Raw genomic sequence first — 22,692 nt, forward strand, 5'->3', positions numbered from 1 at the left:
GCTCAGCCCTCGAAGTAGAAGACGGGCTTCAGCGGCCACTCGACGGGCTTGTTGTCCGGATGGACGGCCATCAAGTCGGCCATATAGTCCCACCAGCGCTTCATCACCGGCTGCAGCGGCAAAGCGTCCTTGTTGTTGTCTGGACGTAGGCGCAGCACTGCGAAAAGGCTCATGGTCTCTTCGTCCAGGAAGATCGAGTAGTCGTAGATTCCCGCGTCGCGCAGGGCTTTGGCGAGATCGGGCCAAAGTTCGTCATGGCGGCGCTCGTACTCGGCCGCGACGCCCGGCTTCAGCTGCATGCGGAAGGCGAGGGGGCGGCTTTCCTGGATCGTGCTCATGTCGTCCTCCCGGATCGTTCTTGTCGTTGTCGAATAGGGGTCAGGCGGCGAGGCGGTAGATACGGCGAGCCGCGCCGGCGAACAGGGTCTCCCGCTCTTCGTCGCTGAACTGGGCCGTGATCGCGTCATAGGCGGCGTAGAAGGCGCCGAAACCGCCGTGCACCTTCTCCACGGGGAAGTTGCTGGCGAACATGCAGCGTTCCGCCCCGAAGGCCTCGATCACTTGCAGCACGAAGGGCTTCAGGCTCTCGACGGTCCAGGCCCGGTCGATCATCGCCAGACCGGAAATCTTGCAGGCGATGTTGGGACGCTTGGCCAGCGCCGCCAGACCTTCGCGCCACGCCGCGAGTCCGGCCTCGTCCCGGTCGGTGGGCATGCCGGCGTGATTGATGATCAGCGGAATGTCCGGATGAGCGTCGGCCAACTCGGCGGCGACGGCCATCTGAGATGGATAGAGTTGTAGGTCGAACGACAGGTCGTACTTGGCCAGTAGCGCGAAGCCCTCGCGCCAGCGGGCGTCTAGCAGCTTGTCCGTGGGGCCATAGGTCTTGGCCGGGTCCTTGTGCCAGTTCACGATCTGGCGGATGCCCCGGACGCTTCGGCGTTCGGCATGCGCGGCCAGCATGGTCTCGACGCCGGGATCATCCAGGTTCGCCCCGGCGACGATGCCGCCGATCACGCCGCGCTGGTCGGCGATAGATTGCAGCCAGTCGGTTTCCGACAGCTGGTCCTTGGGCGGCAGGCCGCATTCGACATGGACCACCTGGACGACGTTCCAGCCCTTGGCGTCGGCCAGATAGTCGTCCAGCCCATAGGACTTATAGGCGATCGGCGTCATGTCGCCGGCCGGGTTGTTCGGCAGCGGGGTGTCCTGGAGCCAGGCGTAGTAGTGCCGATCGAGGTCCCACAGGTGCATGTGGGGATCGACGATGGGGCCCGTGTACGCCATGGCTCCGCTCCCCTTTTAGAACGTGGTCCGGCCGCCGGAGGTGTCGAAGGTCGCGGCCGTGGTGAAGCTGCACTCCTCCGACGCCATGAAGCAGACCATGGCGGCGCTCTCGTGGATTTCGCCGAGACGACCCATCGGGATCTTGCCCTTCATGTACTCAACCTGGCTCGGCGGCAGCTGCGCCAGGATCGGGCTCTCGAAGGTGGCCGGGGTGAGGCTGTTGGCGATCACGCCCTTGGTGGCCAGTTCCTTGCCCAGCGACTTGGTTAGGCCGATCACCGCCGCCTTCGACGCCGAGTAGGCGCCGGCGTTGGGGTTGCCTTCCTTGCCCGCCACCGAGGCGACGTTGATAATGCGGCCGTAGCCGTTGGCCAGCATGAACGGCACGACGGCCTTGCAGCTGTAGAAGACGCCGTTGACGTTGATGTCGAACACGCGCTTCCAGCTGTCGGTCGGATACTCATACACGGTGGCCGTGGCGCCGGTGATCCCGGCCGAGGCGACCAGGATGTCGATGCGGCCCAGGGCGGCGTTAGCGGCCTCGGCGGCCGCCAGCACAGCGGCCTCGTCGGAAACGTCGAGCGCGGCGGTGTGGTCCGCGCCGACTTCCTCGGCGGCGGCCTTAAGGGCGTCGGCGTGAAGGTCCCATAGCGAGACCTTGCCGCCTTCGGCCACGATCCGGGCGGCGACAGCCTTGCCCAGGCCCGAGGCCCCGCCGGTGATAACGGCCGTGCGGCCGGCGAAACGGTTGGCGTAAATGGCGGTCACGCGACGCCTTCCTTGGTCCAGGAGACGACGATCTGGCGTTGTTCGCCCAGCTTTTCGATGCCGAGGCGAATCTCGTCGCCGGCTTTCAGATAGACCGCCTCGGGCTTCTGGCCCATGCCGACGCCGGGCGGGGTGCCGGTGGTGATCAGGTCGCCGGGCTCCAGCGTCATGAACTCGCTGATGTACGAGACCAGCTTGCTGATCGGGAAGATCATGGTCTTGGACGAACCGTCCTGCTTGCGCTGGCCGTTGACCTCCAGCCACATGCCCAGGTTCTGCGGGTCGCCGACTTCATCCGAGGTCACGAGCCAGGGGCCCACCGGACCGAAGGTGTCGCAGCCCTTGCCCTTGTCCCAGGTGCCGCCGCGCTCGATCTGGAAGGCGCGCTCGGAGACGTCGTTGATCAGCACGTAGCCGGCCACGTAGCCCAGGGCCTCGGCTTCCGAGACATAGCGCGCGCGCGAACCGATCACGACGCCCAGCTCGACTTCCCAATCGGTCTTCAGCGAGCCCTTGGGCAGCATGACCGGATCGTTCGGGCCCTGCAGGCAGCTGACGGCCTTGGTGAAGATCACCGGCTCTTCCGGGATCGGCAGGTTCGACTCGGCGGCATGGTCGGCGAAGTTCAGGCCCACGGCGATGAACTTGCTGACGCCCGCGACCGGGCAGCCATAGCGGGGCGCGCCCTCGACGAGGGGCAGGGTGTTGGGGGCGATCGCCGACAGGGCGTTCAGGCTGGCGGGCGACAGCTGGGCGCCGGTGATGTCGGGCACGTGGCCGGACAGGTCGCGGATTTTGCCTTCGGCGTCGAGCAGGCCGGGCTTCTCGGCGCCCTTGGGGCCGTAACGGAGCAGTTTCATAGGTCGTATGCCTTGCGGGAAAGTCTATCGGGCGTAAGGGCGGTGCAGACCGACCTCGCGATTGAGTTCGACGCCGAAGCCCGGCGCGTCGGAAAGCTTGAGCTTGCCGTTCACCGGCACAGGCTCGCCGATCAGCTGCGGGTGGAACATCGGAACCACCTCATCGGCCTTGGGGGCCATCATCAGGAACTCCGCGAACGGGCTGTTATGGCGCGTAATGACGAAGTGGTAGCTGTAGACGCTGGACCCGTGCGGGATCATCATCACGCCCTTGCTGTCGGCCAGGTTGGCGATCTTGATCAGCTCGGTGACGCCGCCGCACCAGCCCACGTCCGGCTGGATGATGTCGCAGCACTCCATCTCCAGGAGCATGCGGAAGCCCCAGCGCGTGGCTTCGTGCTCGCCGGTGGTGACCAGCATGCCCTTGGGCGCGTTCTTCTTGAGGTCGCGATAGCCCCAATAGTCGTCGGGGCTGAGGGCCTCCTCGATCCACTTGAGGCCGTACTCGTGGGCCTTGTGGGCCAGCTTGGTGGCGTAGTTCAGGTCCAGCGACATCCAGCAGTCGAACATCAGCCAGAAGTCCTCGCCCACGCGCTCGCGCATGGTGGCCAGTTCCTCGATGTTCTTGCGCAGGCCTTCCTCACCCTCGGCGGGGCCGTGGTGCAGGGGCATCTTGCCGCCGATGAAGCCCATCTGCTTGGCCAGATCCGGGCGCGCGCCCGTGGCGTAGAAGGTCAGCTCGTCGCGGACCTTGCCGCCCAGCAGGGCGTAGACCGGTTCCTGGCGCAGCTTGCCGAGCAGGTCATAGAGGGCCAGATCGACGCCCGAGATGGCGTTCACCACCAGGCCCTTGCGGCCATAGTACTGGGTCGAGAAGTACATCTGATCCCAGATCTTTTCGACCTCGCTGGGATCGCGGCCTTCCAGGAAGCGCGAAAGGTGCTTTTCGACGATGTAGGCGGCCGGCTCGCCGCCGGTGGTCACCGCGAAGCCGATCGTGCCGTCAGCCGCCTCGATCTCGACGACCAGCGTGCCCAGCACATTGATGCCGAAGCTTTGGCGGCTCTGCCGGTACTCGGGGTAGCGCGACATCGGCGTCGCGATATGATCGTCGATCCAGTGGCCTTCGCCCTGATCATGATAGTCTGCGCCGCCCCCGCGGACGACAAAGGCGCGGACGTGTTTAATGACGGGGAACGCCATGGACGACGAGGCTCCAACCTATTGGGCGGTCGCCCTCGACGACGCCCGAGACAAGGAAGGCCTGTCCGCCGAACATTTTCGGCAAGACTGGGCGCGGTTTGGCCGCGCCTACCTCCCCAACACAACCTATGACACGCTATCGGTCCGCGTCGTTCGGCTACTTCTAGGAGTCTCCGAGCGCCCGCTTGCCTTGCGTTCCACAATATGAGAGGTAGTGCTATAAAATGAAACGAGCGTCAAGGGGAGCGGAGACGATGGCGGGGGAGGACAAAACGACGCCCAAGTCTCCCAGCGGCAGTCAGACGCTGTTTCGGGGCCTGGACCTGCTGGACGTGGTCGCCGAGTCCGGAACCATCGCCCTGCCAGCTCTGGCCAAGCAACTGGGCCTGACCCGCAGCACGACCCACCGTCTCGCCACAGCCCTGGTCGAGCGCCGTCTGCTGTCTCAGGCGCCGCGCGAAGGCTACAGCCTCGGTTCGAAGCTTCTGGAGCTGGGCTATCTGGCCAGCCAACAGATGGATCTGCCGCGCATCGCCAGGCCGCATCTCGAAAAGCTCTGGGAAGACACGGAGGACACTGTCCACCTGGGCGTGCTCGACGATGACCGGGCGCTCTATCTGGACAAGCTGACGGGGCGCCGTCGGATCAATATCAGCTCCCGCGTCGGCGATCGCCAGCCGATCCGCTCGACGGGCCTGGGCAAGGCCCTGGTGTTGGATGAGCTCGAGGGGCGTTGGCGCGCGCTCTACCGATCGGAAGGCCCGCCCGCGCCGGGCGCGCCCGACGAGACGCAGTGGATCGACTGGATGCGCGACTACGCCAAGCGCGGCGTGGCCTTCGACTTGGAAGAGAACGAAGATCGCATCCGTTGCGTCGCTGCCCCGATCCGCGGCGCCGCCGGCCAGATCGTTGGGGCGATCGTTGGGGGCGATCAGCGTCTCGGGTGCGGCGCAATACATGGACGACGACCGCCTGAAAGCGCTGGTCGATGACGTCCGCGACACCGCCAACGCCATCGGCCGTGATCTCGGCTGGAACGGCAAAAGGACAACCGTCCGCAAGGGCTAGACGGATAGTAACGGAGTGGAGAGACGATGCTTCTGAAGGACAAGGTGGTGCTGGTGACCGGCGCCTCGCAGGGGATCGGCAAGGCCGCGGCGATCGGCTGCGCCCAGCACGGCGCCGACGTGGCGATCAACTACCACTCCGACGAAGCGGGCGCGGCCGACGCTGTCGCCCAGATCGAGGCTCTGGGCCGCCGCGCCATCGCGGTGAAGGGCGATGTCGCCAAGGTCGAAACGGCCGGTGCGTTCGTCCAGGCCGCCGTGGATGCGTTCGGCAAGGTCGACGTCTTCGTCAATAACGCCGGCATCTGCCCCTTCCACGCCTTCCTCGACATGCCGCCCGAGGTCATGGAGCGGACGATGAAGGTGAACCTTTTCGGCGCCTACTACATGGTGCAGGCGGCGGCCAACCAGATGGTCAAGCAAGGTCATGGCGGCGCGATCATCGCCGTCAGCTCGATCAGCGCCCTGGTGGGCGGTGGCATGCAGACCCACTACACGCCGACCAAGGCGGGTGTGCACAGCCTGATGCAGTCGACCGCGATCGCGCTGGGCAAGTACGGCATCCGCTGTAACTCGGTGCTGCCGGGCACCATCGAGACCGCGATCAACAAGGACGACCTCGCCGACGTCGCCAAGCGCGAATACATGAGCAGCCGCATCCCGCTGGGCCGTCTGGGCGAACCCGACGACCTGGCCGGGCCGATCGTGTTCCTGGCCTCGGATCTCGCCAAGTACGTCACCGGCGCGGCGCTGCTGGTCGATGGCGGCGCCTTCGTGAACCTGCAGTAGCCCAATGATCGTCTCGTCCACGACGGACTTCCGCGAGGCGGCGCGGCGGAAGCTGCCGCGCTTCCTGTTCGACTATATCGACGGCGGCGCCTATGCCGAACGGACCCTGGGCCGCAACGTCTCGGATCTGGCCGACATCGCCCTGCGTCAGCGGGTGCTGAAGGATGTCTCGGCCGGCGATCCGTCGACGACCCTGTTCGGCGTCAAGCAGGCCCTACCGGTCGCGCTGGCTCCGGTGGGTCTTACGGGGATGTACGCGCGACGTGGCGAATGCCAGGCGGCGCGGGCCGCGGCCAAGAAGGGCGTGCCGTTCTGCCTGTCGACCGTCTCGGTCTGCGACGTCGACGAAGTCAGCAAGGCTTCGTCGGCGCCGATCTGGTTCCAGCTCTATGTGCTGCGCGACCGGGCGTTCATGCGCGACCTGCTGACCCGGGCTCGCGAGGCCGGCGCCACGGCTCTGGTCTTCACGGTCGACATGCCCGTGCCCGGCGCCCGCTATCGCGACGCCCATTCGGGCATGAGCGGTCCGAACGCGGCCGCGCGGCGCATAGCCCAGGCGGTGTTCAAGCCGTCGTGGGCCTGGGACGTCGGCGTCATGGGACGCCCGCATACCCTTGGCAATGTCGCGCCGGTGCTGGGCGAGAACTCGGGGCTTGAGGACTTCATGGGCTGGCTGGGGGCGAATTTCGACCCGTCCATCCAGTGGAAGGACCTGGAGTGGATCCGCGACCTCTGGAAGGGCCCGCTGATCATCAAGGGCGTGCTGGATCCCGAGGACGCCAAGGCCGCCGCCGACATCGGCGCGGACGGGGTCGTGGTCTCCAACCATGGCGGTCGCCAGTTGGACGGCGTGCTGTCCAGCGCCCGGGCCCTGCCAGCGATCGCCGATGCGGTTGGCGACCGGCTGACGGTGCTGGCCGATAGCGGCGTGCGCTCGGGCCTCGACGTGGTTCGGATGCTGGCGCTGGGCGCCAAGGGCGTTCTGCTGGGACGCGCCGCGGTCTATGCGCTCGCCGCGCGCGGCGAGGCCGGCGTCACCCAGCTGCTGGACCTGATCGAGAAGGAGATGCGCGTGGCTATGGCCCTGACCGGCGTGCGTGACGTGGCCAGCATCGACCGGTCCATCCTCGCTGAGCTGAAATCGTGATCGCCGCGCTCGCCTTGGCGGTCGCTATCAGCGGGGCTCCCACGCCGGAGCCGCGTATCGTGATCGCCAGCGACTCCACCGCCGCCAACTACGGCGCCGACCGCTACCCGCAGATGGGTTGGGGCATGGTGCTGAAGTGCTCGCTCGATCCTTCGGTCCAGGTCGTCAACCTGGCGCGCGGCGGTCGCTCGACCAAGACCTTCATCGAAGAGGGGCTGTGGGACCAACTGGTCGCCCAGCTCAAGCCCGGCGACACGGTGCTGATCCAGTTCGGTCACAACGACGCCGACACCAAGAAGATGGAGCGCCACACCGATCCGAACGGCGCCTACGACGTGAACCTGCGGCGTTTCGTGGCCGACGTGCGCAAGGCCAAGGCGACGCCGGTGCTGGTCACTCCGATCGCCCGCTGGATGTGGGAGAATGACGAGCCCAAGGACGCCCACGGTCCCTACGCGGCGACCTTCCATCGGGTGGCCCAGGACCTGAGGGTTCCGCTGGTCGATCTGGACGGTGACATGATGGCGGCGCTGAAGGCGAGGGGACCTCTGGCGTCGCGCGGTCTCTATCTCTTCTATCAGCCGTACGACCATGTCGCGCGCTATCCCGACGGGATCAGCGACGACACCCACATCAATGAGCAGGGCGCTCGCCTTGGCGCGGCCTTGGTCGCTACGCGGCTGGCCAGCCTGAATCTGCCGATCTCCCGTCACGTGCGTCCGGCTTCCGTCGCCGGCCAGCCGCGACTGGGCGGACCAAACTGTCCCTGACGACATAAACGGGGGAGGAAGACCATGAAGAATTTTCGCGCCGCGCTGCCGCTGGCGGTGATCGCCGCTGTCCTGACCGCGGGGCCCGTCCTCGCGGCGCCTAAGCCAAAGCCGGCGGTCGCGGCGACGCCGCTTTCGACCTGGTCAGCCGCCTGGGGAACCGCGCCGCTGCAGTCGGTTGCTGTGGCTCGGCCCAACGAGGTCCGATCGTTCTCGGACGTCACCGCGCGACAGATCGTGCGCCTCAATCTCGGCGGCGACGCTATTCGCCTGCGCCTGACCAACGAGCTCAGCGAACGCTCGCTGAAGGTCGGTGCGATGACGGTGGCGCTGGCGAGCGCGGACGGAAAAATCCTCGGGACGCCGATAGCCATCACCTTTGGCGGCAAGCCCGAGGCTTCCATACCGCCCGGCGCGCCGCTGCTGAGTGATCCGATCGCCTTGCCCGTCAAGGCCATGGACCGTCTGTCGGTCTCCACCTTCTATGTCGAGCCCACGGCGCCCGCCGGCCATCGCGTGCGCCTGTTCGTTTCGCCACAGGGCAACCACACGGGCAAGAGCGAGATCGCGGGCGAGCAGGCGTTGCGCGGTCCCGGCCTGATCTCGGGCGTCGAGGTACGCGGGGGCAGTCAGCGGCCGGTCATCGTCGCTATCGGCGACTCCATCACCGAGGGCGCGCGGTCAACGCCGGACGCCGACCTGGGCTGGCCCGAGCAGTTGGCGGCCCGGCTCGCGGCGCGCGGCGTTGACATGAGTGTGGTCAATGTCGGGATCAGCGGCGGTCGTCTGCTGCGCGAAGTGTCTGGCCCCAGCGCCCTGACGCGCTTCGATCGCGATGTGCTTTCGACTTCCGGCGTTTCGAGCGTCGTGCTGCTAGAAGGAATCAACGACATCGGCCGCGCCGCCCAACCTGGCTACGCTAGCGAGGCGGTCTCGGCCGACGATCTGATCGCGGGCTATCGCCAGTTGATCGCGCGGGCGCATGCGCGGGGCGTGAAAATCTACGCAGGAACGCTACTGCCCTTCGAGGGCGCGATGTACTTCCACGCCGCTGGCGAGGCGACGCGCCAGGCCGTCAACGCTTGGATCCGGACCAGCGGCGAGGTCGACGGCGTCATCGACTTCGAGGCGGCCATGAAGGACCCGGCCAAGCCGACGCGGATGCTGGAGGGCCTGCACAGCGGCGACTTCTTGCACCCCGGCGACGCCGGCTATGCCCGCATGGCCGAGACGGCCGATAAGGCCCTGTTTGGCGGGCGATAGAGATCGCGAGCGCCAAGGTTGCGGCCTTCAGGGCTGCGCCTTGGCGATCTCCACGGCGTAGACTTGGTTGGCGCCGTGCATGTTCGAGCGGAACACCAGCCACTTGGCGTCGGGCGTGAAGTTGACGTTCGGCTCCAGGCGATAGTCGTGGTCGCGCATGTCGACCAGCCGCTCTGAATCCAGCACGCCGGGGCTGATCAGGTGCTCGGCGCCGGGCGCGTGAATACCCGCCACGTCCGGGATGGCGCGCGGCTTCAGCAGCACGATCCATTTGCCGTCCGGCGCGTGGGCGACCATCTCGCTGTCACCGCCGTCGCCCGCAAACAGCTTGCCGTCTAGCGACGAGTTGAAGTGCACCGACCAGTCGTTGCGCTGGACGTGCAGCCAGGTGCGTTTGCCCGTGGCGATCTCGTAGCCGGCGACCCAGAAGTCCTCGCCGCGCGGCGTCTGCAGGTCGTACCAGACCGTTTTGCCGTCGGCGCTGAACCACTCGTGGCCCGCGATCTCCATGTTCATGGTGCGGGTGTGGATCTTGACCGGCGTGTTGCCCGGGTCACTTGGGGCCTTGTCGGTCCGGACCAGCCAAAGGCGGTCGACCTTGTGCCAGGGCCCCTCGTGGCAGAACATCAGGAGGCCCGGGTCCGTCGGCGAGAACTGTAGATGGTTCAGCCAGTCGGTGGCTTGGTGGACGACCTTGCGCTCGCCAGTGACCGTGTTGATCGTGAAGATCTCCATCGGAATACGGCTATCGAGGCGCGCGTTCAGCTGCACCTCGCGGCCCTCGGCGTAGGAGAGCGCCTTGCCGTCGGCGCTTTCGACGTCGTCCGGGTTTTTGGGCAGGGCGTCGGCCAGGTTTGGCGGGATCGGAACGTCCGTGCGGATGGCGACGCCGGCCAGCAGCGTCTCATCGGCGTTGAGCGTCTGCAGGCCGCCGTGCGCCATTCGGGCCACTTCGCGCGTCGCCTTGGTGTAGGGATCGGTCGCCATCACGACCTTCGGCCCCATCGGATCGGCGGTCAGCGCCTTCTCGTAATAGACCGCGCCGGTCTTGCGGCCGACGAACAGCAGCTTGACCTTGCCCTCGACGATCTTGGTCAAGGCCCGAGTCTTCAGGTCCATCGCCGTGACGCCAGTCGGCGTCGAGAAGACCAAGCGATCGCCCTTGGGCGTGTAGGCGTTGTAGTTGAAATAGAGGCTGGAGCTGCCGGCTTCGCGCGACAGGCGCACGATCCGGTGGCCTGTGGCCTTGTCGATCCATTCCAGCGGCGGCTCGGGCGCGCCAGGCTTGGCGGCCGTTTCCATGTCCTGGCTGTGGGCGAAGCCCGCCAGCAACAAGGCGGCGACGCCGCCGATCAGAAACGCCTTCATGGCTGGGCCTTCCGGGTCACGATGTCGGCCGGCTTGGGCGCCTTCATGCCCGCGCCAAGGTGGAAGCTGGTGTGCGGCGGCTGATTGTAGGCGGTATTCTGCCAGGCGATCGCGACGCGATACTGCGGGTCATGCATCAGGGTCGTCAGTCGGCGATCGGTGGAGTAGGGCGTCGCGTAGATTCGCAACGATCTGTTGTCTTCCGCTCGCAGGATCAGCTCCTCCCGCCAGTCGCCCAGGAGGTCGGCTGACAGTGCGGGGTTGGCTTTAGTGCCATTGTTGGAGGTCATTCCCTCCGCCGTTAGCAGCGGGAGCGCTTGGCCGGTTTTCCAGTCCCACTTGCTGATCTGGTTCTTGTCGAGCAGCTCGCGCAGCTCATCCCCGTCCCACCAGATCGCGAAGTTGGTCTGGCGCGGGTGTTTTACACCCTCGATGACCTTTCCCTGAGCCGTGTACAGCGCTTCTGAGTTCGATCCCCACGCCTCGGCCCCCGGGAAACGAGGGTCGATGTCCGCCGCGAGCCCGCGCCCTGTGTCCTTCTCCGTCGGCGTGCTCCACAGGACCTTGCCGGTCTTGGCGTCCAGCATGGCCGAGCCAACGCCGCCATTGGCCTTAGGGCTCTCATGCACTCCGAATTTTTCGAGCCCGGGGTGGGCGGGGTCCAGATCGCTGACGTGCATGGCGTCGCCGTGAAAGAGGCGCGCGCTCCAAAGGCCCTGGCCGTCGTCGTCGAGCGTCATCGAGCCGTAGAGAACCTCGTCTCGGCCATCGTTGTCGACATCGGCGACGCTGAGCTGGTGGTTGCCCTGGCCGCCGTAGGCCTCGGCGCCAGGCGCTGAGCTATCGAACAGCCAGCGCTGGGTTAGCTTGCCGTCCCGATAGTCCCAGGCGGCGACCGTCGAGCGAGCGTAGTAGCCGCGCCCCATGATGATGCTGGGGCGCTGTCCGTCCAGATACGCCGTGCCCGCCAGGAATCGGTCGGAGCGGTTGCCGTAGCCGTCGCCCCACATCTGGGTCATCTGCTCGACGGTGGGCGCGTCCGTGCGCGGGTCGCGCGGGGGCGAGTAGGGAGCGCTGGCCAGCGCCTTGCCGGTCGCGCCCTCGAAGATGGTGAGGAATTCAGGGCCCTTGAGGATTCGTCCCTGGACCTTGGCGACCTTGGTTCCGTCCGGTTGGACAAAGGCACCGGTGCGGTCGGCCTGGGGCCGCTCGCCGCCGGTCTCGCGCCAATCGGCGTTGGGGGCGCCCAGCACCGTGCCGGTTCCGTCGATGGTTCCGTCGCTGGTGCGCACGGCGATCTCGGCCTTGCCGTCGCCGTCATAGTCAAAGACCTGGAACTGGGTGTAGTGCGCCCCCGCGCGGATATTGCGGCCCAGGTTGATGCGCCATAGCCGCTTACCCTCCAGCGAGTAGGCGTCGATATAGACCTCGCCGGCATAGCCGCCGAAAGCGTTGTCTTTCGAATTCGTGGGGTCCCATTTCAGGATGATCTCGTAGCGCCCATCGCCGTCCAGGTCGCCCGCGCTAGCGTCGTTGGCCGTATAGGAGTAGGCTTCGCCCGCAGGCGTGATTCCGCTGGGCGGTGGCTCGATCGGGATCGAAAGATAGCCTTCAGCCCACGCCTTGGCCGGGGCGCTGGCGGGCCCCTCCTTGCCCTTCGCGACAAGCCGAACCGTGTAGGTTCCCGCGCCCGGCGTCTTGTCGACGAAGTTGGTTCCGCCCTTAAGAGGCGCGCCGTTCAGCTTCCTGCCATCGCGATAGAGATTGAAGGCCGCGTTCGCGGGATCGTCTCCCAGCAGACGCCAGCTGACCAGAACGCCTCCGTCGACGGCCGGGACGGCGACTACGCCGCGATCCAGTGATTCCATCCAGCGTGGCGCGGCTTGAGCGACTCCGCCTGCACAAATCAGGGTCAGGGCGCAGGCGCCCGCCGTGAGGCGATTTTTCCTGTGGAAATGCATCTGACTGGCGACCTCCCTCAAGCCTTATGGGCCCGGGACCACCTTGGCAGCCAGCCTACGAAAGGCTTGTTTCGCGCCTAGTTCGGGCGGGGGAGGTTACACCATGAAACCCCCGTTTTGTCTTCCCACAAATTGCATTGACATCTCATTATATGGAAATTAAGAAATTTGACCAAGAATGAGCCATCGTGTGTCGGGTCTGTCCTCAGTTGGGGCGCCTTCGCACGAGGCTTCCGAACGCGGGGCGCGCTCGGAAAAAAGGTCAAGTAAAGGGAGAGGGACAGGATGTATTTCTCGACGGCTCGGCGCCGGAAGGCCGCCGCCACCGCCTCTGTGCTGGCGCTCACCGCCGGCATTGGCATTGCAGATCACGCCGCGGCTCAGACCGCGCCCGCCAGCAACTCGGAAGCAACTGTCGTCGAGGAAATCGTCGTCGGCACCCGCGCCAGCTTGCAGTCGGCGATGAACCGCAAGAAGCGCGCGGGCACAATCTCCGACTCGATCGTCGCTGAAGACATCAGCCAGTTCCCCGACAAGAACGTCGGTGAGGCCCTCGGCCGCATCACCGGCGTTCAGCTGGCGCGCGACTTCGGTGAAGGCAATGCGGTGTCGATCCGCGGCGTCGAACCCGACCTGAACCGGGTCGAGATCAACGGCATGAGCACGCTGTCCACGGCGGGCAACCTGCAGGTCTACGGCGGTGGCGGTCGTTCCAACGACTTCCGCGAACTGGCCTCGGAGCTGGTTCAGTCGATCGACGTGTTCAAGGGCTTCACGGCCGACATGACCGAAGGCGGCGTTGGCGGCACGGTCTCGGTCAAGACGCGCAAGCCACTGGATATCAAGAAGCCGACCCTGTCGCTGACCGCTTCTGCGCAGAACCTCGACACGGCTGACAGCTGGAAGCCGCGTGGCAACCTGTTCGCCGCGACGCGTCTGCTGGACGGCCGCCTCGGCCTGATGGCCAACATCACCTACGACAACGTCGACACGCGCGGCGACTACGTGCGTAACACCTCGTGGGGCCGCTTCGCCGACTTCGACAACTCGGCCAACAAGACCGTCGACTACTATAGCACCGCCTACAACTCTCAGATCAACGCGCTGGCCAGGGGGGTGACCTCGGCGGCGGGCTGCAGCACGCTGGCGACACCTGACGCGACCCAGATCTCGACCACCAACCTGCGCACCGCCTGTCTGTCGCAATGGTATGACTACGCGCCGCGTACGGCTCGCTATGGCGTTTGGACGCGTAACGACGAGCGCGTCTCGGCCGAGTTCACGGCTCAGTACCGCTTCACCGACAAGATCGACGCTTGGGTCAGCTACAATCGCAACGAGCGTAAGCAGCGCCTGAACGACATCAACTACGGCACCGACTTCACCTCGACCACCCGCCTGCGTAACGCGGCCTCGGCCACGGCGTGCTCGACCACCGATACGACGGCGTCGTCGGTCAAGGTCGACGCTAACCACAACGTCACGGCCTACACTCTAGGCAACTGTCTGACGACGTCGGGCGCTGGCGGCTTCGGCGGCTTCGGCATCAGCGCCCGCGACTTCTCGTACGACACGAACAGCAACTACTACAACTTCGGCGCCAACTATCGCGGCGATCGTCTGCAGGTCGAGTTCCAGGGCTCGAAGGCCGACACCAGCAACGTTGCTCAGACGAACAACGTCAGCGTGACGTTCGATACGCCCGGGATGACGGTCACGCTCGATCCGTCCACTGGCAACCCGTCGTTCGCCTTCGCCAGCGGCTACAGCCCCTCGGACGCCTCTGCGATCCGCCAGTGGCAGATCCAGTATCGCCCGTCCAACTCGGGCTCGAAGGAAGAGCAGTACAAGCTCGACTTCGACTATGACACGCGCCTGCGGTTCATTCCGAAGATCGAGTTCGGCGGCCGTGCGACCGACTTCTCGACCAAGGGCTATGGCTACGGCGGCTTCATTCTGGACGCCGGTTCTAACCCCTACGCGACCACCGATGACACCGTCATCTATTCGAACGCCGTCAACTCGACGGCAACGATCCTGTCGTCTCAAACGCTCGATCAGACCAATCCGGCGAACGCCTCCTTGGCTTCGACGACGGGCTATTGGTCGACGACCGAAACCTGGTCGCGGGCGTTCTCGAATTCGGTCTTCGCCCAAGCGATGACGGGCCTGCCCAGCGACTTCTATTTCGGTGGCGGCTCGATCCCGTCGACCTGGAACTACCCGAACTTCTCGTCGGTGGCGCAGTACCTCGACACCTCGCACTTCAACATGAACAACCTTGAGAAGACCACCGGCAGCGACGGCAAGGCCTACAGCCAGTTCCCGTACAACATCGCCGAGAAGACCGACGCTCAGTATCTGAAGATCAACTACGAGTTCCCGCTGGCCAGCTTCGACGTCGAAGGCAACTTCGGCGTTCGCCGGGTCCACACCGAGACCAGCGGCAGCGGCGTCTCCACGCGTCAGCAGACCTACGCGGCCACTAATGGCGGCACGTCGACGACCTATACGATCAGCAACTCGCTCGCGAGCATGAAGAAGAGCTACACGGTGTGGCTCCCCAGCTTCAACGCCGGCCTGTGGATCATCCCGAACCAACTGGCTGCTCGCGCTGGCTTCGCCCAGCTGATGGCCCGTCCGCGGATGGACTTCCTGATGCCGACGGTGACCTGCACCACCGACAACTCGCCCGACGCCAACGGTGAGTTCGACGAGCCGAGCTGCACGGCCGGCAATCCGGAGCTGAAGCCGTACCGCGCCGACCAGTATGACCTGTCGTTCGAGTACTACCCGAACAAGGACACTCAGATTTCGGTGGGCCTGTTCAAGAAGGACATCAAGTCGTTCTACGTCTCGAGCCGCACTCTGATCGGTAGGCGTGACGTCTACGGCGACGGTACGCTGTACAACTACAACACCTATATCAACGGCGATGGCGCCAAGATCTCGGGCGTGGAAATCACGGGTAAGACCGCCTTCACGTTCCTGCCGGGTCTTCTGTCGGGCTTGGGCGTTGACGCCAACTACACCTACCAAAAGGCCAAGAACGTTGAGCTGTACTCGCAGCTGGACGGCTCGCCGCTGCCGTTCCCGGGTCTGTCCTCGGACAGCGCCAACCTGACGGTCTGGTATGACAAGGGTCCGATCAACGCTCGTCTGGCCTACAATTACCGGACCAAGTACCTGGTCTCGGCCGCCGACAACTCGGGCCAGCCGGTCTATCGCGACTCGACCGGCTACCTGGACGGGAAGGTCACTTGGAAGCCGCAGCAACTGTTCGGCGTCCGGAACATCTCGCTCTTCGTCGAAGGCAAGAACCTGACCAAGGAAGAAGAGCGCTCGACCGCTGGCGACATCCGCCTGACCGAGCTCGGCTACTTCGGCCGCCGCTTCTTCGTCGGCATGGGTCTGAAGTTCTAAGGCGCAACTTGGAGGGGGGCGCGGCGAGCGCCTCCCCCCGCTTGTTCCGCGATCTGAAAGAAGTCGGCCGAGGCCCTTTCGCCTCGCGCCGGCTTTTCTTGTCTTTAAGGGCGCTCAGCGCCCGAGGCGCGAGACGGAGAAGTTGCGTACGCGCAGATGGTTCTGCGTCGTCCGCAGGCCGAACCAGCCACGCCGATAGGGGGCCGCGTCGTCCAGGTGAAACAGCCGACGGCCTTCACTCCAGTATTCAATGCGGTTTCCATCCGCCACCAGGCGCACGGACGTCCAGCGGTTGGGCGTCAGCATCTCGTCTGGCGCGGCGTGATCGTGCTGGGGGAGTAGCGGCCGGTCGCCGGGACGGCCGACATAGCGCCGAAAGCGCGTGGTGGTGTTTCCGTTGCCGCCTTGGCCCACATAGTAGGTTTCCAGCGTATCGTAGTCGGCGAAAGCGCCGCTGCGCGGATGGTCCAGCGGCGAGCCGCCGCCGATTTCGCGCGCCATCCAGAAGGCGTTCAGATCGCTGACCCGGTCGTACGCTCCGCCTTCGGAGACGGCCTGGGCCTCATAGGCTATCGCGACCGAGCCGACGAGCTCATGCTTGAACCAAGCCGTCAGGCCTGCTGGCGCTACAATGTCGAGCACACCCTCGCGCGCGAGGACCGTGGCGGGCTTCTCGGCTTCGATCACCCATTGGTCCAGGCCGCGCCGGAAGTCGTCGGCGAAAAGGCGCTGGCTTTTCGCGCTGGCGGGCTCGGCCGCCAAGGGCGTCGCGGCGAGGCCAGCGAGCAGGGCGCGGCGGTCGAGCATCATGGAGCCTCCTTCTCGCGGACATTCTCCAGCAGGCGCTCGGGCCGAGGATCAGGCGCATCCGTCGCGATCGACAACGCCTCGATCTCGAGACCATCCACGTGCCGCGCCCAGAGGCCGTGCGCCGGGGAGGGGCCGAACATGCTGGGTTCGGGATAGGCCTGTGGCAGGTCGCCCGGCCGCCTTTCGGCCCAGGCGGCCTGGCCGCCGCCGCGATAGGACAGGTGGATGTTCGACAGGGTGACGTTCGTGATCGGCGACGCCGGCAGGCCGGCGAGGGTGGCCGCGTAGTCGGGCAGGATATCGCTCGCCACGATGTCGCGCAGGGCGATGTTCCTCATCGTCCCCAGAGGCGTGCCCTCGGGACCTCGGCGACGGTCGCCGACCCGCAGGAAGATCGGGGCGGTCGTGACCTCCTCCAGCGTCAAGCGCTCGGCCAGGACATTCTCCATCGTCCCGCCATCGACCACCTCCAGCGCGAGGCCGCGTGAGCGGACGAAACGGCAGTCGCGGATGGCGATGTCGCGGAAGCCGCCGTTGGACTCCGTGCCCAGCTTGATCCGCCCCGTGACGCGGTCCTGGTCGGGCGCGAGCTGCTGGGTGCGCCCGAAAGTCCCGTCCAGCATGCTCCCGAGATCAAAGCCGCTGACCTCGCAGTGCTCGATCGTCACCCGTTCCGTAGCGATGAGCTCGCCCAGGGCCAGTGAGCTCTTCAGCACGATCGCGTCGTCGTTAGGCGTGTTCACCCGGCAGCCCGAGACCAGAACGTCACGGCAGGCGTCGATATCTAGGCCGTCGCGATTGGTGTCGATGACGAGATCGCGCAGGACGAGGTCCTCGCAGCCGGTGGCGAGCACCGCGAAGTGGCCGCCTCGGAAGATCGTCAGGCCCTCGATCCGCGCTCGCTTCGCACGCTTGAGGGCGATGGCCTTGTTGCCGAGGCCGGCCATGGCCTCGATCGCTGGCGACAGCTCCGCCATGGCTTCGGCCGATAGGCCCGCCATGCTGAGGGGGAATTCGCCGGCCTGGCGCGACCAGCGCGAGCCTGGCCCTTCTCGGGTGAGGCCAGCCCCGTCGATGCGGCCGGGACCCAGGATCGCGACATCCTCCAGGTCCTCGCCCCAGATCAGGCTGTTGCGCCAGTGGCTGTGACCGAAGTCCTGCCAGAGATCGTAGGGATTGGGTTCGGCCGGATCGTAGGCGCCGCCGTGCAGCGCTGGATCGGCCGCCTCAAGCACACAGCCCTCCTCAAGTCGCAGGGTGACGCCGCTCAGCAGACGGATTGAGAAGGACAGATGGCGGCCCGCCGGCAGCACGACCTCGCCGCCGCCTCGCGCGTGGGCGTGGGCGATCGCGGCGTTGATCGCCTCGGTCGCCAGGGCGGGGCGCGCTTCCGTCACGCGTAAAGGCCGTGACGTCTGAAGAAGGCGTCCAGCGCCAGCATCGACGGCGCGACCTGGCCGTCAGGGCCTTTCAGCCCGAAGCCGTGGCCGCCGACCTCCTGCAGGTGCATCTCGACCGGGATCTTCTTGGCGCGCAGGGCCTGCCACATCAGGACGCTGTTTTCGACAGGCACCACCTTGTCGTCCGCCGCAGCGGCTATGAAGGTCGGCGGCGCGTCGGCAGGCACGTGCTGCTCGGCCGAAACGGCCAAGCGTTGGGCGTCTGTCGGGTTCGCGCCCAGCAGCTGCTTTAGCGAACCGCCGTGCGCATAGGGCGGCGTCATGGTCACGACCGGATAGAAAAGGCCGGTGGCGAAGGGGCGGGTCGGCTGCTTGTCGGCTTCGTCGACGGCCGCGTAGGTGTCACGGCCGTACTGCGTGGCAAGCCGCGAGGCCACGTGCCCTCCGGCCGAGAAGCCGATCACGGCGACCTTGGCAGGGTCGACCCCCAGGGAGGGCGCGCGTGCCCGGATCAGGCGGATGGCGCGCTGGGCGTCCTGCAGGGCCACGTCTGGACCGGCGGCCCAGCCGTCGGCTGGCAGGCGATAGTTCATGACAAAGGCGGTGATCCCGAGGCTTGCCAGCCAGGCGTCGATCGGACCGCCATTCTTGCCCACGGCTACGCGCAGATAGCCGCCGCCAGGGATCATCAGCACCGCCGCGCCGTTCGGCTTGGCTGGTCGCCGCATCGTCAGCCACGGCTTGGTCACGTTCAGGAAGGCGGTGTCGTTCGGATCGCCGCCGGGCGTGCGCAGGATGACCTGCTCGGTGACAGTGACCTTCTCGCCGCCGGGCGCGGCCTTGGGCCAAAGATCGACCGTTTCGATCGCCGATGAGACGTCCTGAGCGCGGGCGAGGGCAGGCACAGCCGCAAGGCCAGCGGCGAGGCCGAGTAGGGCGCGGCGGTCGGTGTCAATTGCCACGGGGAGCTTCCTGGCTGGCGGCCGCGCTGGGCGGCAGGGCGAAGGTGTCGGGTGAGGGTGGGCGCGTCGGATCGAACGGCGCCAGATCGGTGGAGAGATGAGCGGCCAGGTCAGGCACGCTGGCGCGGATCCCTTCGACCACGCAGCGCGCCAGTTGATAGGCGCCGTAGTTGTCGTGGTGAGTCATGTCCTTGCCGCCGTCGTTGAAGGCCTTCCAGGCTTCCTTCGGGCCAAGCGCTTCATAGAAGACGGCGCTCATGGCGTGCAGGTCGATCAGCGGAACGCCCAGTTCTCGCGCGGTCTCGCGCATGGCCTTGGGATAGTCGCCGTGAGTGTCGACCACCTTGCCGGTCGCATCAAAGCGGTGGCGGTGCATGGACGTGACGAACACGGGAGACGCGCCCCGCCGCCGGGCTTCGCCAGCATAGACGCGCAGATAGTCCCTGTAGGTCGTGGAGGCCTCGGCGTAGCTCTGGGGCCATTGGGTCTTCTGGTCGTTGTGACCGAACTGAATCAGCAGCCAGTCGCCAGGCTTGATTTGGCTGAGGATCTTGTCGAGACGGCGCTCGATCAGGAAGGACTTCAGGGTTTCGCCGGACTCGGCGTGGTTGGCGACCGAGACTTCGGGCTTGAAGAAGCGCGGCAGCATCTGGCCCCAGCCTGCGGCCGGCTCGAAGCGCTGGTCGGTGACGGTGGAGTCCCCCGCCAGGAACAGGGTCGGGACCGTGAAGGGCTCTACCCTTATACGGCGTACGGCGGCGGTTGGTCCGCAGAACTCCAGGGTGAGCTTGTCGTCCCACGCATAGCTGCCTTCCTCGCGCGGGTTCAGCAGGACGCGTGTTCCTCCCGGGGCGTTGGGCGGCGGGGGAGCCAGATCGGGGCGGCGGACATTGACGACGATGGTTCGCGTTTCGGTTTTGCGCGGGGCGACGCGGACGCCCTCCAGCATCAGCCGACGAGCCTCCGCCTTGACAGTGGTCTCCGAGGCCTTGTCGCCGCCCAGATCGAGGGTGATGCGATAATCGCCCTCAGGCGCGCGCACCGAGAACAGGGCGCCGGGACCGGCCTCCCAGCCGTGGCCGACGGCGGCGTCGTATGGCGTTCGGGGCGATGTCTCGAAATCGAAGACCCACACGGGGGCTACCTCCCTGGCGAGCGCAATGCTAGGCGCGAGGGCGAGGCCCGTCAGCACAGTTCGCCGGTCCAGGATCATGCCGCCTCCCTCGCGCGCAGAGTCCGTGATCTTGGTAGCGGCGCGGCGGTGGGCTTTCAATGTCAAAATACAGGACAATATCCTGAAATGTGGGACTTATGGAGCGGCCGCCGCCGAGGTCTGGCGGGGAACCATCGGCGCCTCCGGACGCGTCGCGCGCCAAAGGACCAAGCCCAGGGCGCCGAGTGTCAGTTCGCGCAGGCGCCTCAGCAGCGAAAGCGCCAGCGCCTGGTCCGGCGAAAGTCCCAGGGCGCCGCCCAGCAGCAGATAGCCGCCCTCCTGCACGCCCAGCGCGCCGGGGATAGCGAAGCCCACGACCTTGGCCGTCTGGGCCAGGCCCTCCACGATCAGGGCCTGGACTAGGGTGGGCTGCAGGCCAAGAGCCCACATCGAGACATAGGTTTCGAACGCCCCCGCCAGCCAGGCGGCCATGTGCCAGGCCCAGGAAGCGCCGATCTCCTTCCGCCGCGCACCGATGTCGCGGAAGGCGTCGCCCAGCGCTCCGACGCGACCGGCGATCGCCGTCCAGCGTTGCGAAACCTTGCCTATGCGGCGGCCAACGCCCGCCCTGTGAGCGACGAACAGGCAAACCGCGATAAGGGTGACGACGCCGACCAGCGCCAGGGCGGCCTGAGCCAGACGCGGATCGCGCAGTGTCGCCATAGCCACCGCCAGGCTTGTCAGCACGAACAGCACCAGGCCGACCGTGCCTGCCAGGACGTCCACCACGCAACTGGCCGTGGTCTCCGCCAGCGAGAGGCCTTTGCGCGCCGCGAGCTTGGCTCGCACCACCTCGCCCCCGACTTGCGCCACGGGTAGCAGGGCGTTCACCGCTTCCTTGATCAGGCGCAGGCGGAACAGAAAGGGCAGGGACGGACGACGGTTCGGCGGCAACAGAACTTGCCAGCCGATGGTGGCGAACAAGGTCACCGGCAGATGGGCCGCCACGACCAGCACCGCCTGCCAACCGACCTCGGCCGCGAGCGCGCGGACCGCGCCGGCTCCGTGCGTGGCCAGCAGGACCGCCATCAAGGCGACGCCAGCCGTCAGCAGCCAGCCTCGCGCCGCTCCGCCGCGCTTAGCGCTCTTGTCCGTCATGCGGCCGAGCGAGCTTGGTGATCGGGAGCCGCTCCAAGTTCACGATAGACCTCAAGGACATCCGCGCAGATCGTCCGCCAGTCATAGGCGGCGCTAGAGGCGCGGGCCGCCCGCCCGATCCTCAAGCGTCGGAGCGGCTCAGCGATCAGGGCGTCAAGCGCAGCAGCGTAGCTCGCCGCGTCGGGACTTGTCGCGAGGACGCCGTCGCGCCCGTCGCTGATCAGAGCGCTGGTGCTGGGCGCGCGTGGGCAAAGCACCGCCAGGCCCGCAGCCATACCCTCGAGGCTGGCGTTGCCGAAGGCTTCGGTCAGGCTGGGATTGAACAGGATGTCGGCGCTGGAGATTGCGCGTCCGAGGGCGTCACCGTCGAGATGGCCGGTAAAGATCGCCTGTGGCGCGCGCGCTTCGAGAAACGCGCGAGCTGGTCCCTCGCCGATGATCAGCGGCCGGATCGGCTGGTCGCGGAGGCGCGCCAGAGTCTCGGTCAGCACGTCGAGACCCTTTTCCATGACCAGACGGCCGAGAAAGGCGACCACGACCTCGTGGTCGGCGATCCCCAGCGATCGGCGCCAGGCCATGTCCCTACGTTCGGGAGAGAAGCGGTTCCGGTCGACGCCGCGCCCCCACACGCGCACGCGCTCGCCCAGTCCCTGGGCGCGCAGCAGATCGGCGATCGGCGCGTTCGGCGCCAGGACCCGGTCGCAGCCACGATAGAAGCGGTCGAGATAGCGTTCGACCGTAGGGCGCAGCCAGTCGAAGCCGTAGTAGGAGAGATAGGTCTCGAACCGCGTGTGCAGGCTGGCGACGACGGGAAGGCCCGCCTGCCGGCCCCAGCGGCTGGCCTGGGCGCCCAGCAGGTCGGGCGCGGAGAGATGGACCAGGGTCGGCTGGAATGCGGCGAGATCGGCCTTCAAGCTTGGGGTCAGGCCGAGCGCCAGCCGGTACTCGCTGCGTCCCGGAATGGCGACGGAGGGCGCCGACACCAGCTCGCCGGCGGGCTCGAACGCTGGGGTGTCGGTCGTCGGCGAATAGACGCGGACCGTCGCGCCAGCGTCGATCAGATAGGCCGCCAGGCGATTGAGCGCCTGGTTCGAGCCATCTCGCGTATAGTTGTAGTTGCCGGAAAACAGGGCGAGGCGAAGGCCGTTGGCGGGCTTTTCCTCAGCAGGCTGACGAATGGTTCTTTCCGCGCGCTGCACGACGCCTCCTGATCTAGAGTCCGAGGCCCCACCCGAATATGACAATGGGCATATGGTGGAATGGTTCAGGTTCCGGAAGGGGAAGGCCGTCGGGTCTCGGCACA

The 22,692-nt window shown here is 66.5% G+C and carries 18 protein-coding genes and 1 pseudogene; 6 read left to right on the forward strand and 13 right to left on the reverse strand.

Annotated elements, in window-relative coordinates:
- Positions 1 to 2: 2 nt before the first annotated feature.
- Genes rhaM through rhmD form a run of 5 tightly spaced genes read right to left on the reverse strand, consistent with a single transcriptional unit; the run spans position 3 to position 4,118 of the window.
- On the reverse strand, positions 3 to 338 hold the full coding sequence (gene rhaM / locus CSW59_RS07245; RefSeq protein ID WP_099443409.1) for an L-rhamnose mutarotase: 336 nt from the start codon (positions 336 to 338) through the stop codon (positions 3 to 5).
- Between the two features lie 40 nt (positions 339 to 378).
- On the reverse strand, positions 379 to 1,287 hold the full coding sequence (locus tag CSW59_RS07250; protein WP_099443410.1) for an amidohydrolase: 909 nt from the start codon (positions 1,285 to 1,287) through the stop codon (positions 379 to 381).
- A 15-nt stretch (positions 1,288 to 1,302) separates the two neighbouring features.
- Positions 1,303 to 2,055, reverse strand: a complete 753-nt coding sequence (locus CSW59_RS07255; RefSeq protein ID WP_099443411.1) for an SDR family NAD(P)-dependent oxidoreductase — start codon at positions 2,053 to 2,055, stop codon at positions 1,303 to 1,305.
- Entirely contained in the window at positions 2,052 to 2,915 is an 864-nt protein-coding gene (locus tag CSW59_RS07260) for a fumarylacetoacetate hydrolase family protein (protein ID WP_099443412.1), read from the reverse strand. The genes CSW59_RS07255 and CSW59_RS07260 overlap by 4 nt, the downstream gene beginning before the upstream one ends.
- Positions 2,916 to 2,939: 24 nt before the next feature.
- Positions 2,940 to 4,118, reverse strand: coding sequence for an L-rhamnonate dehydratase (gene rhmD / locus CSW59_RS07265; protein ID WP_099443413.1), 1,179 nt, complete (start codon positions 4,116 to 4,118; stop codon positions 2,940 to 2,942).
- A 254-nt stretch (positions 4,119 to 4,372) separates the two neighbouring features.
- Between rhmD and CSW59_RS07275 the strand changes: the two are divergent.
- The 5 genes and pseudogenes from CSW59_RS07275 (at position 4,373) to CSW59_RS07295 (ending at position 9,154) form a co-directional block, all read left to right on the forward strand.
- Positions 4,373 to 5,186: pseudogene (locus CSW59_RS07275) on the forward strand (IclR family transcriptional regulator).
- A 26-nt stretch (positions 5,187 to 5,212) separates the two neighbouring features.
- Positions 5,213 to 5,974 (forward strand): SDR family NAD(P)-dependent oxidoreductase, encoded by a 762-nt coding sequence (locus tag CSW59_RS07280; RefSeq protein WP_099443415.1) that lies wholly within the window; start codon positions 5,213 to 5,215, stop codon positions 5,972 to 5,974.
- Between the two features lie 4 nt (positions 5,975 to 5,978).
- The gene (gene lldD / locus CSW59_RS07285) at positions 5,979 to 7,121 is read left to right on the forward strand and encodes an FMN-dependent L-lactate dehydrogenase LldD (protein ID WP_099443416.1); all 1,143 of its coding nucleotides are present in this window, start codon (positions 5,979 to 5,981) and stop codon (positions 7,119 to 7,121) included.
- On the forward strand, positions 7,118 to 7,891 hold the full coding sequence (locus CSW59_RS07290) for a rhamnogalacturonan acetylesterase (protein ID WP_099443417.1): 774 nt from the start codon (positions 7,118 to 7,120) through the stop codon (positions 7,889 to 7,891). The genes lldD and CSW59_RS07290 overlap by 4 nt, the downstream gene beginning before the upstream one ends.
- Positions 7,892 to 7,915: 24 nt before the next feature.
- Positions 7,916 to 9,154, forward strand: a complete 1,239-nt coding sequence (locus tag CSW59_RS07295) for an SGNH/GDSL hydrolase family protein (RefSeq protein ID WP_099443418.1) — start codon at positions 7,916 to 7,918, stop codon at positions 9,152 to 9,154.
- Between the two features lie 27 nt (positions 9,155 to 9,181).
- On the opposite strand, the gene CSW59_RS07300 is transcribed toward CSW59_RS07295, so the two are convergent.
- Complete coding sequence (locus CSW59_RS07300; protein ID WP_099443419.1) at positions 9,182 to 10,522, reverse strand: oligogalacturonate lyase family protein; 1,341 nt, start codon at positions 10,520 to 10,522, stop codon at positions 9,182 to 9,184.
- Entirely contained in the window at positions 10,519 to 12,390 is a 1,872-nt protein-coding gene (locus CSW59_RS07305) for a rhamnogalacturonan lyase (RefSeq protein ID WP_099443420.1), read from the reverse strand. The genes CSW59_RS07300 and CSW59_RS07305 overlap by 4 nt, the downstream gene beginning before the upstream one ends.
- Positions 12,391 to 12,768: 378 nt before the next feature.
- Between CSW59_RS07305 and CSW59_RS07310 the strand changes: the two genes are divergently transcribed.
- Positions 12,769 to 15,906, forward strand: coding sequence for a TonB-dependent receptor (locus CSW59_RS07310; RefSeq protein ID WP_099443421.1), 3,138 nt, complete (start codon positions 12,769 to 12,771; stop codon positions 15,904 to 15,906).
- A 114-nt stretch (positions 15,907 to 16,020) separates the two neighbouring features.
- Here the strand turns inward: CSW59_RS07310 and CSW59_RS07315 are convergent, their stop codons facing one another.
- The 6 genes from CSW59_RS07315 to CSW59_RS07340 all read right to left on the reverse strand — a co-directional run bounded on the left by CSW59_RS07315 (position 16,021) and on the right by CSW59_RS07340 (position 22,588).
- On the reverse strand, positions 16,021 to 16,716 hold the full coding sequence (locus CSW59_RS07315) for a DUF6250 domain-containing protein (protein WP_201722736.1): 696 nt from the start codon (positions 16,714 to 16,716) through the stop codon (positions 16,021 to 16,023).
- Positions 16,713 to 18,113, reverse strand: a complete 1,401-nt coding sequence (locus CSW59_RS07320; RefSeq protein WP_099443422.1) for a glycoside hydrolase family 28 protein — start codon at positions 18,111 to 18,113, stop codon at positions 16,713 to 16,715. Before CSW59_RS07320 ends, CSW59_RS07315 begins: the two co-directional genes overlap by 4 nt.
- Positions 18,110 to 19,078: an alpha/beta hydrolase gene (locus CSW59_RS07325; protein WP_099443423.1), complete on the reverse strand. Its 969-nt coding sequence runs from the start codon at positions 19,076 to 19,078 to the stop codon at positions 18,110 to 18,112. Before CSW59_RS07325 ends, CSW59_RS07320 begins: the two co-directional genes overlap by 4 nt.
- Positions 19,068 to 20,213, reverse strand: a complete 1,146-nt coding sequence (locus CSW59_RS07330) for a rhamnogalacturonan acetylesterase (protein WP_236632178.1) — start codon at positions 20,211 to 20,213, stop codon at positions 19,068 to 19,070. Before CSW59_RS07330 ends, CSW59_RS07325 begins: the two co-directional genes overlap by 11 nt.
- Before the next feature lie 174 nt (positions 20,214 to 20,387).
- Positions 20,388 to 21,389, reverse strand: coding sequence for a flippase-like domain-containing protein (locus CSW59_RS07335; RefSeq protein WP_099443425.1), 1,002 nt, complete (start codon positions 21,387 to 21,389; stop codon positions 20,388 to 20,390).
- Complete coding sequence (locus CSW59_RS07340; protein WP_099443426.1) at positions 21,386 to 22,588, reverse strand: glycosyltransferase family 1 protein; 1,203 nt, start codon at positions 22,586 to 22,588, stop codon at positions 21,386 to 21,388. Before CSW59_RS07340 ends, CSW59_RS07335 begins: the two co-directional genes overlap by 4 nt.
- Positions 22,589 to 22,692: the final 104 nt, after the last annotated feature.

It is taken from the genome of Caulobacter sp. BP25 (assembly GCF_002737755.1).
Lineage (GTDB): Bacteria > Pseudomonadota > Alphaproteobacteria > Caulobacterales > Caulobacteraceae > Caulobacter.

What these genes read in the sequence shown, in the direction of transcription:
- rhaM (WP_099443409.1), bottom strand. Translation starts at nt 338, where the DNA reads ATGAGCACGATCCAGGAAAGCCGCCCCCTCGCCTTCCGCATGCAGCTG.
- CSW59_RS07250 (WP_099443410.1), bottom strand. Translation starts at nt 1,287, where the DNA reads ATGGCGTACACGGGCCCCATCGTCGATCCCCACATGCACCTGTGGGAC.
- CSW59_RS07260 (WP_099443412.1), bottom strand. Translation starts at nt 2,915, where the DNA reads ATGAAACTGCTCCGTTACGGCCCCAAGGGCGCCGAGAAGCCCGGCCTG.
- rhmD (WP_099443413.1), bottom strand. Translation starts at nt 4,118, where the DNA reads ATGGCGTTCCCCGTCATTAAACACGTCCGCGCCTTTGTCGTCCGCGGG.
- CSW59_RS07280 (WP_099443415.1), top strand. Translation starts at nt 5,213, where the DNA reads ATGCTTCTGAAGGACAAGGTGGTGCTGGTGACCGGCGCCTCGCAGGGG.
- lldD (WP_099443416.1), top strand. Translation starts at nt 5,979, where the DNA reads ATGATCGTCTCGTCCACGACGGACTTCCGCGAGGCGGCGCGGCGGAAG.
- CSW59_RS07295 (WP_099443418.1), top strand. Translation starts at nt 7,916, where the DNA reads ATGAAGAATTTTCGCGCCGCGCTGCCGCTGGCGGTGATCGCCGCTGTC.
- CSW59_RS07300 (WP_099443419.1), bottom strand. Translation starts at nt 10,522, where the DNA reads ATGAAGGCGTTTCTGATCGGCGGCGTCGCCGCCTTGTTGCTGGCGGGC.
- CSW59_RS07305 (WP_099443420.1), bottom strand. Translation starts at nt 12,390, where the DNA reads ATGGAATCACTGGATCGCGGCGTAGTCGCCGTCCCGGCCGTCGACGGA.
- CSW59_RS07310 (WP_099443421.1), top strand. Translation starts at nt 12,769, where the DNA reads ATGTATTTCTCGACGGCTCGGCGCCGGAAGGCCGCCGCCACCGCCTCT.
- CSW59_RS07315 (WP_201722736.1), bottom strand. Translation starts at nt 16,716, where the DNA reads ATGATGCTCGACCGCCGCGCCCTGCTCGCTGGCCTCGCCGCGACGCCC.
- CSW59_RS07335 (WP_099443425.1), bottom strand. Translation starts at nt 21,389, where the DNA reads ATGACGGACAAGAGCGCTAAGCGCGGCGGAGCGGCGCGAGGCTGGCTG.